Genomic DNA, 13249 nt, shown 5'->3' on the forward strand with positions numbered 1-13249 from the left:
ATGTCGTGCTTCACCCTCAAGTCGACACGCATAAAAAGCCTCCCATTTCTCATGTCCAAGAAATGGGAGGCAGTTCAACGTAGTGCGCAGCGGGGGTTCTTTCATGTCCGAAGACGTCCGCGAAGGTCAGCCCTCAGATCCTGCGGTGAGAGACCTAGGCCTCGTTGTACACCGTCTTGAGCTTCAGCAGGTGAGCGTAGCGGTCCATAGCGGCCTGCTCGTTCTCCTTGAAGAGCTCCTCGGCGCGCTCGGGGAAGGAACGCGTCAGCGAAGCGTAACGGGCCTCGTTCATCAGGAACTCCTGATAACCGCCCGCGGGCTCCTTGGAATCGAGCGAGAACTTCTTGCCGGCAGCAGCCTCGGGGTTGAAGCGGAAGAGGTTCCAGTAACCGCACTCGACAGCCTTCTTCATCTCGGCCTGGCAGTTCTGCATGCCGCCCTTCTTGATGGAGTGCATCTCGCAGGGGCTGTAGCCGATGATGAGGGACGGGCCGTCGTAGGCCTCGGCCTCGTGAATGGCCTTGAGGGTCTGAGCCGGGTTGGCGCCCATGGCGACCTGCGCCACGTAGACGTAGCCGTAGCTCATGGCGATCTCGGCCAGGGACTTCTTCTTGGTCACCTTACCGGCAGCAGCGAACTGAGCGACCTGGCCCAGGTTCGAGGCCTTGGAGGCCTGACCGCCGGTGTTGGAGTAGACCTCGGTGTCGAAGACGAAGACGTTAACGTTATGGCCGGAAGCCAGGACGTGGTCCAGGCCACCGAAGCCGATGTCGTAGGCCCAACCGTCGCCGCCGAAGATCCAGAAGGACTTCTTGGTGAGGTAAGCCTTATCGGCGAGAATCGCCTTGGAAGCGTCGCAGCCGCACTTCTCGAGCTCGGCAACGTAGGCAGCGGCAGCGGTCTTGGAGGCCTCGGCGTCGTTGACGGAGTCGATCCAAGCCTGGCCGGCGGCCTTGAGCTCGTCGGACGGACCATCGGCAGCGATGATGTCCTGCGTAGCGGCGATCAGCTTGTGCTGAACGGCCTCATAGCCAACGGCCATGCCCAGACCGTGCTCGGCATTGTCCTCGAACAGGGAGTTGTTCCACGCCGGGCCGTGACCGTCCTTGTCCTTGCAGTAAGGAGCGGTGGCAGCGGGGTTGCCCCAAATGGAGGAGCAGCCGGTGGCGTTGGAAATGAACATGCGGTCGCCGGCGACCTGGGTCACCAGACGTGCATAGGCGGTCTCGGCGCAGCCGGCGCAGGAGCCGGAGAACTCCAGGTAGGGCTGCTTAAACTGGCTGCCCTTGACGTTGGCCGCGATGAGCTCCTTCTTCTCGGAGACGTTCTCGACCATGTAGTCCCAAACGGGCTGCTGGTCCATCTCCTGCTCGGTGGGAACCATCTCGAGGGCGCCCTTGGGGCAGACCTTGACGCAGTTGGTGCAGCCCATGCAGTCGAGCGGGGACACGGCCATGGTGAACTTCATGCCCTTTGCCTTGGGGCCCATGGCGTCGAGCGTGCGGGTAGCCTCGGGCGCGGCGGCAGCCTCGTCCTCGGTCATCGCGAACGGACGGATGGTGGCATGCGGGCACACGTAGGCGCACTGGTTGCACTGGATGCACTTGGTCTCGTCCCAGTGGGGAACGACCACGGCGACGCCGCGCTTCTCGTATGCGGAGGCGCCCAGCTCAAACTGGCCGTCGGCGCAATCGACGAAGGCGGAAACAGGCAGGCTGTCGCCGTCCATGCGATCGATGGGCTCGAGCAGGTTCTTGACCTGCTGGGCGATAGCGGACTTGGTCTCCTCGGAGAGCTCGACGGGAGCGGCATCCTCGGCGGTAGCCCAGTCGGCCGGAACCTCGAACTTACGGAAAGCGGTAGCGCCGGCATCGATGGCCTTGTGGTTGGCGTCGACGATAGCCTGGCCCTTCTTCATGTAGGACTTGGTAGCCGCGTCCTTCATGTACTGCAGGGCGTCCTCGGCGGGCAGGACCTTGGCCAGCGCGAAGAAGGCGGACTGGAGCACCGTGTTGGTGCGCTTGCCCATGCCGACCTTAGCGGCCAGGTCGATAGCGTCGATCAGGTAGACGTTGACGTTGTTGTTCGCGATGTAGCGCTTGGCCACGGCGGGCATGTGCTCGGCGAACTCCTCGTCGCTCCACTGGCAGTTGACCAGGAAGGTGCCGCCCGGCTTGACGTCGCGGACCATCTTGAAGCCCTTAACGATGTAGCTGGGGTTATGGCAGGCGACAAAGTCGGCCTTGGTCACGTAGTACGGCGAACGGATCGGGGAATCACCAAAGCGCAGGTGCGAGACGGTGACGCCGCCGGTCTTCTTGGAGTCGTACTGGAAGTAGGCCTGGACGTACTTGTCGGTGTGGTCGCCGATGATCTTGATCGAGTTCTTGTTGGCACCGACGGTACCGTCGCCACCCAGACCCCAGAACTTGCACTCGATGGTGCCGGGGGCTGCGGTGTTGGGCGCATCCTCGGCCTCGGGCAGGCTCAGGTTGGTCACGTCATCGACAATGCCGATGGTGAACTCGCGCTTGGGCTCGTCCTTTTTGAGCTCCTCGAAGACAGCGAACGCGGACGCGGGAGGCGTGTCCTTGCTGCCCAGGCCATAACGGCCGCCGACGACCTTGATGCCCGTCTTGCCGGCCTCGTAGAGAGCGGAGACGACGTCCTGGTAGAGCGGCTCGCCGATGGAACCCGGCTCCTTGGTACGGTCCATGACGGCGATCTTCTGGACGGTCTCGGGGAGAACGTCGACGAAGTGCTTGATGGAGAACGGACGGAACAGGCGAACCTTGACCAGGCCGACCTTCTCGCCGTGAGCGTTGAGGTAGTCGATGACTTCCTCGAGCACGTCGCAGAAGGAGCCCATGCACACGACGACGCGATCGGCATCGGGAGCGCCGTAGTAGTTGAACAGGCCGTAATCGGTGCCGAGCTTCTCGTTGATCTTCTTCATGTAGCCCTCGACGACGGCGGGAAGCTCGTCGTAGACCTTGTTGCAGGCCTCACGGTTCTGGAAGAAGATATCGCCGTTCTCGTGGCTGCCGCGGGTGTGCGGGTGCTCAGGGTTGAGCGCGTGGTCGCGGAAAGCCTGGACGGCGTCCATGTCGCACATCTCGGCCAGATCCTTGTAGTCCCACATGGCGACCTTCTGGATCTCGTGGCTGGTGCGGAAGCCGTCGAAGAAGTTAAGGAACGGGGTCTTACCCTCGATGGCGGCAAGGTGAGCCACCGGCGAGAGGTCCATGACCTCCTGGACGTTGCCCTCGGCGAGCATGGCGAAGCCGGTCTGACGACAGGCCATGACGTCGGAGTGATCGCCAAAAATGTTCAGGGCGTGGGAAGCGACGCAACGCGCGGAGACGTGGAAGACGCCCGGGAGCTGCTCGCCCGCGATCTTGTACATGTTCGGGATCATCAGGAGCAGACCCTGAGAAGCCGTGTAGGTGGTGGTCAGAGCACCGGCGCCCAGCGAACCGTGAACGGTACCGGCTGCACCTGCCTCGGACTCCATCTCGACGACCTTGACCGGGGTGCCGAAGATGTTCTTGCGACCCTGGGCCGCCCACTGGTCGACATGGTCGGCCATCGGGCTGGACGGCGTAATGGGATAGATTCCCGCTACCTCGGTGTACGCATACGAAACATATGCGGCCGCCTCGTTGCCGTCCATAGACTTAAACTTACGCGCCATATACCCCTCTCCTCTCATATAGGTATACAGGCCCCGGCGATCGCCGGGATGTTGGCGTGATGGGATTTACGCTGTTGCTTCCAATCATCTGGCAGGCAGGCTCAGCAGCAGGTACGTGGCGTGGAGAGAAGACATGCCGAGGCGAGGGACAGCTGGTGCGCCCCACAGACCCGACCGCCCGTCTTGCACATGACCGAGCGCCGCAAAGGCCGCATGCCGGATGCTCCCGGGCACGCCCCGGCGATGGGAAGCGCCCGCAACGGAAATCCGCATGCGGGTTTATTGTACCCCGCCTTCAAGTGTAATTTCTGCAAATATAGGCGGGCGGTAAAGGTTTACCTCGGGTGACCGCCAAGGGCCAAAATGGCCTCTCGTCCCAAGCGGCCGGCCCTGGCGCGCCAAGGAGTGTCCCCAAGTGCCGGCAGAAAAGGAACGTCCCTAACTGCCGGCTAGAGGGCACCGAAGAGAATGGCATAGGTAGTGGATTCGCCGAGCTTGAGCTCGTCGCCGGGATTGAGTTGGGCGGAACGGCCGGGCTCGACCTGAATGCAGACGCGCGTGGCCCCGTTTACCACCACGGTTCCGTTGGTGGACGACAAGTCCTCGACGTGCCAGATATTTTGAGCATCGCACCAGATATGGGCATGGCGGGCCGAGACATCGTCGCCGACGTCGGTAATATCGCCCTCACCAGTGGCCAGCGCGCCAATCTCAACACCCTGCTCACTCGGCTGAATCCAGCGCGGGGCGCTCACGACAAAACTGTTTTGCACGCGCAGCAAGCCCAAGGGGTGCGCCGGGGCGGGTTCGCGTTCGCCCGCAGTCAGCGACATGCCAAGCGAACGCGGCGTGGATGTGCCTCCGCCACAGGTCGCGTGTGCGTAGTCGATGGCATAGTTCACCGAGGACCGCACATCCGCCGAACAACCGACGGCGACAAACAGCACCAGCACGGCCTCGGCGCGCTCGGCGGGCATGAGTTCCGCCGCCTGGGACAGGCGATCGAGCGCGTTGCGATAGAGATTCGTGTCCTGGTGGCATTCTTCGAGCGCGTGTACCATCGGTTCACCTGCAGGACCGCACACCATATTGATCACAGCCGTGGAGTCCATGGGATTGCGCTGGCGCAGGGCCAGTTGCGACATAATACGCGCAGCCGAGGTACCGTATTCGGCAAAGTAGCGCTGCTGAAGCGTGCCGACCGGCGCGCGAACGATAAAGCGGGAAACCCAAGAGCGATCGGCGGCTCGGCTCTGCGGGCTGCGGCCGTCGGCGAGCGGACGGGACGAAAGCACCAAGCCGCACAGCTCGATATGGCTCAGATGCGCCGCGCGCTTAAAGATGTCAAACATGGCCCCGCATGGGGTGAGCTCAACTTGAGATGCCATGACCTAGGCCTCCTTGGTCGTAGAAATAGAATCGGACGATACTTCGACAGGTCCGCCAAAAGTACGGGCAGCTGCGGCTCCACCGGCAAGCGGAGTCGCCATCTGGGCTTTTGTGCGTCGCGGTGCCGAAACGGGAAGTTCAAAGGCAAAGCCCATCGCAAGCAAAAACCACGTAAGCGTATAGGTTGCAACCAGAGCGGCAACAAGGCCGCCCATCACGGCGCGTTGGGAAAATACGCTACATGCAGCCACAACCAACACCGGAACCTCGCAGGCAGAAAGCGCAAGCACACCCTGCAGGAAGCCCGAGCGCCGATCACGTGCAAGTGCCCCCGCGGCAACGCCGGCTATGCCTGGCAGCGCCAACGCCAGTGCGGCAATAATACCCGGTAGCGACCCAGACCACACGAGCGATCCCAAAGTCGCCGTCACGCGAGCGCCCGACGCCAGCAGCGTGGCCGAAACCACGACCACAGCCCAAACCACGCCACAGACGACCGTCGCGCCGACCATCAGCGCGCGACGAACCGCGCGGCCGGACGCATCCATGGGGCACGGCGTGAGCGGCTCGCCGCGGAGCGAACGACCGACATTTTGCGTATAGTGGTCACAAAACGCCGAGAGCGCCGCCTCGACCGCCGCCGGCTCGGGACGATCTTTTTGATGGCTGGACAGACAGGCCATCACCACGTCGAACAGCTGGGCATCGACAAACGCCAGTGCATCGCGTAGCTCTTCGGAATCCGGCTCAAGCCCCAGCTGCTGGGCCTGCTCGGCCGCGGCGAGCGCCACATCGGGCTCACGACGAAGCAGCTGAGTCAAATCACAACCGGGCGCATGGACACCAATGGGATAGTCGGGGCGCGTGTCCATCTTGAGACGATAGGGGCTGGCGATGTCGCGCGTCTTTTTGCGCGAACACGAGGTGCCCGAAGTGCCCGGCGCGGCTTCGTATGGCGCGACGCCGGCAATGAGCTCGTAAACCGTGCTTGCCGCGGCATAGACGTCGATCGCCGGCGACATACGCAAAGCGCGCAGGTCGGGAATATCGTCGGTGAGCATCTCGGGCGGGGCATAGGCAACCGTCGCGCGACGCAGCGTGGCATAACGCTCCGTAAACGACGCCTTGCCGCCGGTACCGGCCACGGCCGACGCAGGCTCGAGCGCCAGCGACGAGCCAAAGTCGATCAGGCACAGGTCAAAGGTGCCCTCGGCAAGCTGCCGGTCAAGCGGCAGGCGCGCCGTACGCACCATAATATTAGCGGGCGAGATATCGCGATGGACAAAGCCCTCGCCCACCAGGCTCATACGGCAGAGCAGATCGAACAGGTCGCGACCCAGACGCGCCGCCACAAGCGGCGACAGGCGTCCGGCATCGTCCACGGCGAGTCGCGAACGCAAGCGGGCAAGCGTCTCGCCCTCGACCCATTCCATGACAATTGCAGGCACACCGTCGACCTCGCCCCAGCCATAGAGGCAGGGAAAGCCCTTAAGGCCCGAAAGGGCGCGATGGCATTCGTATTCCTCGCGAAACGCCGCCTTGAACTTGGCGACCAGCGCCTCGTGAGCGGCATCGTCGTCAAACTCATCGCGCGCCGGCAAGATGAGCTGCTTGAGCGCCACGGCCTCGCCTTGGGCGTTGACGGCACGCGTCACGCGGCCGATACCGCCACGGCGCATGGTGGCATCGTCGGCAAACAACATCGTAAAACGACGCAGATAGGCAGGCAGTTCGTCCTGACCGAGCGCAATGGCCGGCTCAAACCCGTCGACACGCGCCAGGCGCAGGCCGACCATCGGATCGCGACCGAGCGATTGTGGTGTGGTGGATGCAAGATCGGTCATCATAGGGCAAGCGCCGCCACGTTATTGTTGAAGTTACCGAGCGCGACGTCATCATCGCCGTAATGGCCGACCCATTGACATAGGTTGGTGTAACAGCCCCACAGATTGGCATACTGCTGATACCACTTTGACCGGGGCGAGAATGTCTGACGACCGAACTCGGCTCGAATGACAAACATCTCCCCGACCAGGCTGTCGCACGGCCTAGGATCTCCCGTAGAGTTATAGGTCGAGACCACATCATTGGCACGAGAAACATAGCCGTCGAGCATGTTGTACTTGGTCACAAGCCAACTGTGAATGCTCTCTTCCTCAGCAGCGGAAAGGCCGCCGGAGTTTGCATCGTTGTCAGTGTTGCCGCCCGTCGAGCCGCCGTTTCCAGGCCCTCCGGTAGAGGAACCCGACCCAGAGCCGCCGCCCGAACTCGATGAATCCGAGCCGGAGCCAGAAGTATCCGAGCTACCGGGCTTTCCGGACTGCTGGGCGTCCTGCTCCTTTTGCTGCTCGACCTTATTCACCGTTGCCGCCACGCTATTGTTGGACAATCGATCGATGATCTTGGTGTTGGTGAGCACGATGGTTTTGCCATTGGCAAGCGTGACTTCGTTGTCCGGGGCCTCGGCGCCGTCCGCATCGTCGGTGCCAAACACAATATGCCCGACCACACTTGCCCAAGCATATCCAGTCGTGGTGCCCAGATCGCTTTTGACCTCATGCCCCACGCGCGGTTCGCGTGCGGCATGCGCCTGCATCATGGACGGCACGGTCATGCCATAGGCAGAAACGCCAGCTATGACCAGCACCAGCGAGCACGATAGCAGTGCGTACGCCCGCGGCGCCAAGCCCAGTCGGCGTCGTATGCGCACCGCGGCGCCGCGCTTTGTCTGAGTGCCACCGGGCCGCATGCGTTCTCCTCCAACAAAAACACGCCGCTCGGGAGCGGCGCATTCATTCGAATCCATATTTGAGTGTATCAGCGAACCAAAAAGGTTGCGCAACGAATGGACAAATTAAGGATGCGAGCGGAAGCGTCCATGCGATAAGCGGATACGAAGCATCTTTGTTGCACAACAAACTCACAGTCGCACGGGGAAATTATGACTACCCCGTGCGTCGCGAGGAAAACATACGGCAGGAGCAGGCTCGCCACCTAAATCGCGCGGCGGGCCTCGATGGCGCGGCCAAGCGTAAGCTCGTCGGCATACTCCAAGTCGCCGCCCACGGGAAGGCCGCTTGCCAGACGCGACACCTCGACGCCCAACGGCTTGATGGTACGGGCCAGATAGCTCGCCGTGGTCTCGCCCTCAATATTGGGGTTGGTGGCGATGATGACCTCGTGGATGTCCTCGTGGCCCAAGCGTGCCAGCAGCTCTCGAATGTGCAGCTGCTCGGGGCCAATCTTGTCCATGGGACTGATCACGCCGCCCAATACGTGGTAGAGGCCGTGGTAGCTGCCCGTGCGCTCGATCGCCTGGACATCGCGCGGCTCGCCCACCACGCAAATGCGAGTGGTATCGCGCATCGGGTCCTGGCAGATGGAGCACTCGTCGGCCGTGGCGTAGTTAAAGCAGCGGCTGCAAAAGTGGACCTCCTGCTTGACCTCCAGGATGGCCTCGGCCAGGCGGCGCGCCTCCTCGGCGTCGGCCTCCAACAGGTAATAGGCGATGCGCTGGGCCGACTTGGGACCAATGCCCGGCAGACGGCCCAGCTCATCGAGCAGTTTTTGCAGACTGTGGTTGGCACTCATATATATGCGTGTCTTAGAACGGCATGCCCGGGATGTTGAGGCCGCCGGTGATGGCGCCCATCTGCTTGTTGGCGAGCTCGTTGACGCCGCGGACGGCCTCGTTGACGGCAGCCATGATCATATCCTGCAGCATATCGACGTCCTCGGGATCGAGCGCATCGGGATCGATGGTGAGGTTGACGAGCTCCATCTCGCCGTTAACGGTCACCTTGACCATGCCGCCGCCGGCAGAGGCGTCGACGGTCTGGGACTTGAGGTTCTCCTGCGCGGCGGCAAGCTGCTCCTGCATCTTGCGAGCCTGCTTCATCATCTGCTGCATGTTCATACCGGCCATGATGGCTCCTTTACGTGCGGCCGCACGCCGAGCTGCAAGGGCAGCCGGAGCACGGCGGGACTTTCAAACTCAAAAATCGTACCACGGCGCGAGGCCAGCGAGCGGGGCGGACGTGTTACCTCAGTCGATATACATGTCCTGGAGCGCAAGCCGCACCCATAGATTATGCAAAGTTGAATAATTCGCATCTGCATAATATTTAAAGCTAAATCTTGTAGAGCCGGAATCCGACATTTAATGCGTACCACTAAATGGCTAAATGCCGAGCCACTACTCGAGGCGGCGCTCATGACGGCGAGGTATAATTTGATTGCCATAGATAGTAATTTGGAGGTGCCCCATGAATGCCCCCAACGCGCTCCAAAACATCCGCTCAAAACACCCCGTTGCATATGTGGTTCTCTATCTCTTTGTCGGCTGGGCATTGCTGGTTGTCATCACCCATGCCATAGCTTTTGGAGCAGAACTGCTGATAGCCAGCTCGGACCAGCCCGTCGTCAAATGGGAGACGACCGATGAGTGCACCGACGGAACCCGAACCGTCTACTACAACAGCCCGTCCCTCTATCAAGAGTTCAAGGTCAAGATAAAGGACTTCAAGATTGTCGATGCCGAGCTAGGCGTTTATTTGGCAATCGGAGCAACCATTAACGCCGAGCAAGTCGAGTACACGGACAGCCATGCGACGTATCGTATCGACCTCAGCATCCTAGGCCGACCGTCACGCACCTGTCTGCTCAAATGCGACATACGCGGCACCACGTTGCACATGTCCGAAATACAGATGCGCCCGGGCAAAGAGATCTCTTCTTGAGCAGCATACCCGCCCGCACGGTTACTCCACCGGCTTGAAGATGGTGGACTGACCGAAGACGCTGCGGATGAGGGCCTTGGCCTCGTCCTCGGTCTGCGGGATGCTCGGGGCTGCGCCCTGATGGCCGAAGGGGCTGCCAGCACCGGGATTGGATTCCCAGGGAGCGGCGGGGACGTCGTCGTTTGCAGAGGCTGCGGGTGCCACAGCAGCGGCCTTGGTCGCGGACGCCGCACCCGGCACGTCGAACGGGGGCAGATTGTCCCCGCCGGCATCGGCAGCAAAACCACCGACCATAGCATCGTCGTAGGGCACCTGCTCGGATTCCCATGGCGCAGCCTGCGCAGGCGGCTGAGCCATGGGGACGGACGCGCGCTCGGGCGCTCGGGGCGCGGGCTCGGTCGGGAGCTTGCCCGTGGCAGGAGCACCGGCAGGGTTGTCGGAGCGCAGCCAAGGGGCCTTGGCCAGGTCGGATGACTTGGGCGCAGGCGCGGCAGCGGACTTGGGCGCGGGGATCGGAGCAGCCGGTTTGGGCGCAGCGGGTTCAGGCGCCGACGGGGTCGGTGCCGCTACCGGCGCCGCTTTTGGCTGCGTCGCGCTGGCGCTCGAGGATGCAGGGGGCACCGAGGACACGGGTTGCGGGTCCGCAGATACCGCAGCCCGTGCAGATGGAGAATGCTCCTCATGTTGAGGAGCCGGCGTGCCACCCCCATCCAGGACATAGTCGACGGTACGACGACCGAAGACCGCGCAGACCGTCGGCAGGACCACCGACTGCGTATCGGCGCGACCGAGCATCTTGATGGCAAAAGTCGAACCCGCGGGGAACGAGACCGTGAGCTTGGAGCCGTCGTCGGCCGTGGCGCGGGCGTTGAGCAAAAGCCCTGCGTAGGAGGCCTGACGAGCCTTGACGCGCTCGACGACCTCGGCCCATTTGCGCTGGAGCTCGCCGGCGTCCTCAACCGCGGGGGTCTCGGCAGCACCGGCGGTGGCAACCTGGGCGGCGTTGTTGGGCTTGGACACCGACACGGTCGATGCAGCAGGCGCGGAAGCCGGAGCCGCAACGGGCTGAGGTGCAGGCGTTACAGGTCTGGGCGCCGGCGCAGGAGCCGCGGACTTGGTCGCAGGCTGGGCAGCCGGAACAGCAGCGCCGCGGTCCCAAGGCATACCGCCCTGGCGCGCGGACGTAGCAGCGGGGGCAGCGGATGCCGCCGGAGCGGCAGCACGAGCGCCCGAAATGAGCGTCGGCTGTTGGGCAGCAGCGGGTACGGATGCTGCAGGCGCGGCGGCCTGAGCAGCAGCCACGCTCGCCGGCACGGCGCCGTTGGCAATCATGGCCTCCAGGCGTGCCACGCGCTCGGCCAATGCCTCAATCGTTAAATCGGCCTCGGGACGCGCCAGACGCGTGCAGGCAATCTCGAGCACCAGGCGCACGTCGCTCGCGCCCCTCATCTCCAGTGCGGCATCGTCGAGCACCGTCAGCACGCGGGCCAGGCGGTCGGCAGGATGCTCGCCAAAGGCAGCGGCCTCGGCAGCAAGCGCCTCGGCCTGCTCGGAGCCGCCCTCAAACAGCTCGGCACGGGCACCGGCAACGCAGGCAACGTACACGTCGCGCACATGCGCCACCAGGTCGCGCGTCAGCTCCAGCAGGTCATTGCCCTCCTCGACCTGCGCACGGATCAGTCCATAGAGCTCGGCAACATCGCGATCGGCAATGGCGCGGGAAAACTCGCCCAGGATCTGGTCCGAAACCTCGCCCAAAAGCGAGCGGGCGTCGTCCGCATGCACAGAACCGTTGCCAAAGACGCTCAGCTGCTCCAGCGTGGAAAGCGCGTCGCGCATACCGCCCTTGGCATGGCGCGCCACAATGGCGAGTGCCTCGTCGTCGTAATCGAAGCCCTCCTGCTCGCACACGTAAGACAGGCGATGCTCGATATCCTCGTTGCCGATGCGGTGGAAATCGAAGCGCTGGCAGCGTGAGAGAATGGTCTCCAGAATCTTTTGCGGGTCGGTGGTGCACAACACAAAGATCACGTGTGCCGGCGGCTCCTCGAGCGTCTTGAGCAGCGCGTTAAACGCCGCCGTTGTGAGCATGTGGACCTCGTCGATGATATAAATCTTGTACTTGCCGCGCACCGGGGCAAAGTTGACGGAGTTGATGATTTCCTCGCGCACATTGTCCACGCCCGTGCGGGAGGCGGCATCGAGCTCGTAGACATCCGGGTGGTTGCCCTCGGCAATGAGCTCGCACTCCTCGCAAGTACCGTCGGGCATGCAGCCGCTTGCACCCTCGGCGCGCGCTGCCTCGGCATTACGGCACAGCAGCGCCTTGGCCAGAATGCGCGCCATGGTGGTCTTGCCCGTGCCGCGCGGTCCGCAGAACAGGTACGCGTGGGACAGGCGTCCCTCGGTGATGGCGTGCTCGAGCGTCGAGACGATATGCTGCTGGCCCACCACGGATTCGAAGGTGAGCGGGCGATACTTTCGGTACAACGATTCCATGGGTGCTCCCCCGGGTATACTGAGTCTTGTTGCCGCGACGGCCATGCGGTCGCACGGCATACTGCATTCATAATAACCCGTACGGCGAGCCCGCCGCGATAGGAGTCCAAAGAGCATGGCAGACGCAGAGAGCAACCTCGTTCCCTCCGAAGCAGCCGACCAGGTCGAGGTCGCGCTCGAGGAGCAGGCCGCAGCCGATGACGGCATCCTGTACCTCAACGAGTACCAGTACGAAAACGACCTGGTCACCGACTTCGCCCGCCTGGTCGCCTCGCCCAGGCGTCGCGGCTCGCTGTATGTCGCCGCGGCAATTGCCGCGCTCATCGGCATCGGCATGCTGGTGGCCGGCGGCAACTGGATCAAGTTTGGCGTCGTGTTGATCGTGTTCGGCGCCTTTTTGGCCTGGTGGAGCAAAAACCTGCACCACACCCTCGCCCGCGACTTTATCGATTCCGTCGAGGCCGACGAGTCCATGGGTGGCCGCTATCGCCGCGTCGCCGCCAACGAGGACGGCCTGATGGTTTGGGGCAAGAGCGGCAAGTCGCAGTTTTTCCCGTTTGAGAAGCTCGACCACGTGCTCGACGGCGAGCGCATCTTTGTGGCCATGTTCGCCGACCAGGGCGTGACGATCCCTAAGGAAACCTTTATTCGCGGCGATGCCGAGCAGTTTGGCACCTTCCTTAAGGCGCGCATCAACAAAAAACTCCGCATCGAGACCAAGCGCAAGAAGATGAAGGCTGAAAAGGCCGCCGCCGAGGCCAAGCAGGGCGACAAGCCCCAGGAGACCAAGGGCAAGCAGCGCAAGCAGAAGAAGAACAAGAATAAGCGCTAAGGCCAAGACAGACAGGCAGCCTCGCATCCCGTTATCCTCGCCATCCGCCCGAGCGTGCTACACTAGCAGCATCTATGCCACCGCGAATGGCTCGGC

General features: G+C 62.8%; 9 protein-coding genes. 2 read left to right on the top strand and 7 right to left on the bottom strand.

Going from position 1 to position 13249, the window contains the following annotated elements; genetic code table 11:
* Positions 1–154: 154 nt before the first annotated feature.
* The 6 genes from nifJ to ABCP74_RS06590 all read right to left on the bottom strand — a co-directional run bounded on the left by nifJ (position 155) and on the right by ABCP74_RS06590 (position 9008).
* Positions 155–3694: a pyruvate:ferredoxin (flavodoxin) oxidoreductase gene (gene nifJ / locus ABCP74_RS06565; protein WP_117646394.1), complete on the bottom strand. Its 3540-nt coding sequence runs from the start codon at positions 3692–3694 to the stop codon at positions 155–157.
* Between the two features lie 449 nt (positions 3695–4143).
* Entirely contained in the window at positions 4144–5082 is a 939-nt protein-coding gene (locus tag ABCP74_RS06570) for an FHA domain-containing protein (RefSeq protein ID WP_217107483.1), read from the bottom strand.
* Positions 5083–5085: 3 nt separating this feature from the next.
* The gene (locus tag ABCP74_RS06575; protein WP_217107482.1) at positions 5086–6930 is read right to left on the bottom strand and encodes a serine/threonine protein kinase; all 1845 of its coding nucleotides are present in this window, start codon (positions 6928–6930) and stop codon (positions 5086–5088) included.
* Complete coding sequence (locus tag ABCP74_RS06580) at positions 6927–7832, bottom strand: hypothetical protein (protein ID WP_217107481.1); 906 nt, start codon at positions 7830–7832, stop codon at positions 6927–6929. The genes ABCP74_RS06575 and ABCP74_RS06580 overlap by 4 nt, the downstream gene beginning before the upstream one ends.
* A gap of 245 nt (positions 7833–8077) precedes the next feature.
* Entirely contained in the window at positions 8078–8674 is a 597-nt protein-coding gene (recR, locus tag ABCP74_RS06585) for a recombination mediator RecR (protein WP_006235173.1), read from the bottom strand.
* A 13-nt stretch (positions 8675–8687) separates the two neighbouring features.
* A complete protein-coding gene (locus ABCP74_RS06590; RefSeq protein ID WP_006235174.1) occupies positions 8688–9008 on the bottom strand; it encodes a YbaB/EbfC family nucleoid-associated protein in 321 nt (106 codons plus the stop codon).
* 340 nt (positions 9009–9348) lie between these two features.
* Between ABCP74_RS06590 and ABCP74_RS06595 the strand changes: the two genes are divergently transcribed.
* The gene (locus ABCP74_RS06595) at positions 9349–9822 is read left to right on the top strand and encodes a hypothetical protein (RefSeq protein ID WP_161178034.1); all 474 of its coding nucleotides are present in this window, start codon (positions 9349–9351) and stop codon (positions 9820–9822) included.
* 21 nt (positions 9823–9843) lie between these two features.
* Here ABCP74_RS06595 and dnaX read toward each other — a convergent pair whose 3' ends face one another.
* On the bottom strand, positions 9844–12321 hold the full coding sequence (dnaX, locus tag ABCP74_RS06600; protein ID WP_217107480.1) for a DNA polymerase III subunit gamma/tau: 2478 nt from the start codon (positions 12319–12321) through the stop codon (positions 9844–9846).
* A 115-nt stretch (positions 12322–12436) separates the two neighbouring features.
* On the opposite strand from dnaX, the gene ABCP74_RS06605 reads away from it, so the two are divergent.
* Positions 12437–13153: a hypothetical protein gene (locus tag ABCP74_RS06605; RefSeq protein ID WP_217107479.1), complete on the top strand. Its 717-nt coding sequence runs from the start codon at positions 12437–12439 to the stop codon at positions 13151–13153.
* The last annotated feature ends 96 nt before the right edge of the window (positions 13154–13249 follow it).

The organism is Collinsella aerofaciens (genome assembly GCF_039062315.1).
Classification (GTDB): domain Bacteria; phylum Actinomycetota; class Coriobacteriia; order Coriobacteriales; family Coriobacteriaceae; genus Collinsella; species Collinsella aerofaciens_BG.

Bases quoted from the DNA above. Each gene is read 5' to 3' on its own strand.
- nifJ (WP_117646394.1), bottom strand. From the start codon at position 3,694: ATGGCGCGTAAGTTTAAGTCTATGGACGGCAACGAGGCGGCCGCATAT.
- ABCP74_RS06570 (WP_217107483.1), bottom strand. From the start codon at position 5,082: ATGGCATCTCAAGTTGAGCTCACCCCATGCGGGGCCATGTTTGACATC.
- ABCP74_RS06575 (WP_217107482.1), bottom strand. From the start codon at position 6,930: ATGATGACCGATCTTGCATCCACCACACCACAATCGCTCGGTCGCGAT.
- ABCP74_RS06580 (WP_217107481.1), bottom strand. From the start codon at position 7,832: ATGCGGCCCGGTGGCACTCAGACAAAGCGCGGCGCCGCGGTGCGCATA.
- recR (WP_006235173.1), bottom strand. From the start codon at position 8,674: ATGAGTGCCAACCACAGTCTGCAAAAACTGCTCGATGAGCTGGGCCGT.
- ABCP74_RS06590 (WP_006235174.1), bottom strand. From the start codon at position 9,008: ATGGCCGGTATGAACATGCAGCAGATGATGAAGCAGGCTCGCAAGATG.
- ABCP74_RS06595 (WP_161178034.1), top strand. From the start codon at position 9,349: ATGAATGCCCCCAACGCGCTCCAAAACATCCGCTCAAAACACCCCGTT.
- dnaX (WP_217107480.1), bottom strand. From the start codon at position 12,321: ATGGAATCGTTGTACCGAAAGTATCGCCCGCTCACCTTCGAATCCGTG.
- ABCP74_RS06605 (WP_217107479.1), top strand. From the start codon at position 12,437: ATGGCAGACGCAGAGAGCAACCTCGTTCCCTCCGAAGCAGCCGACCAG.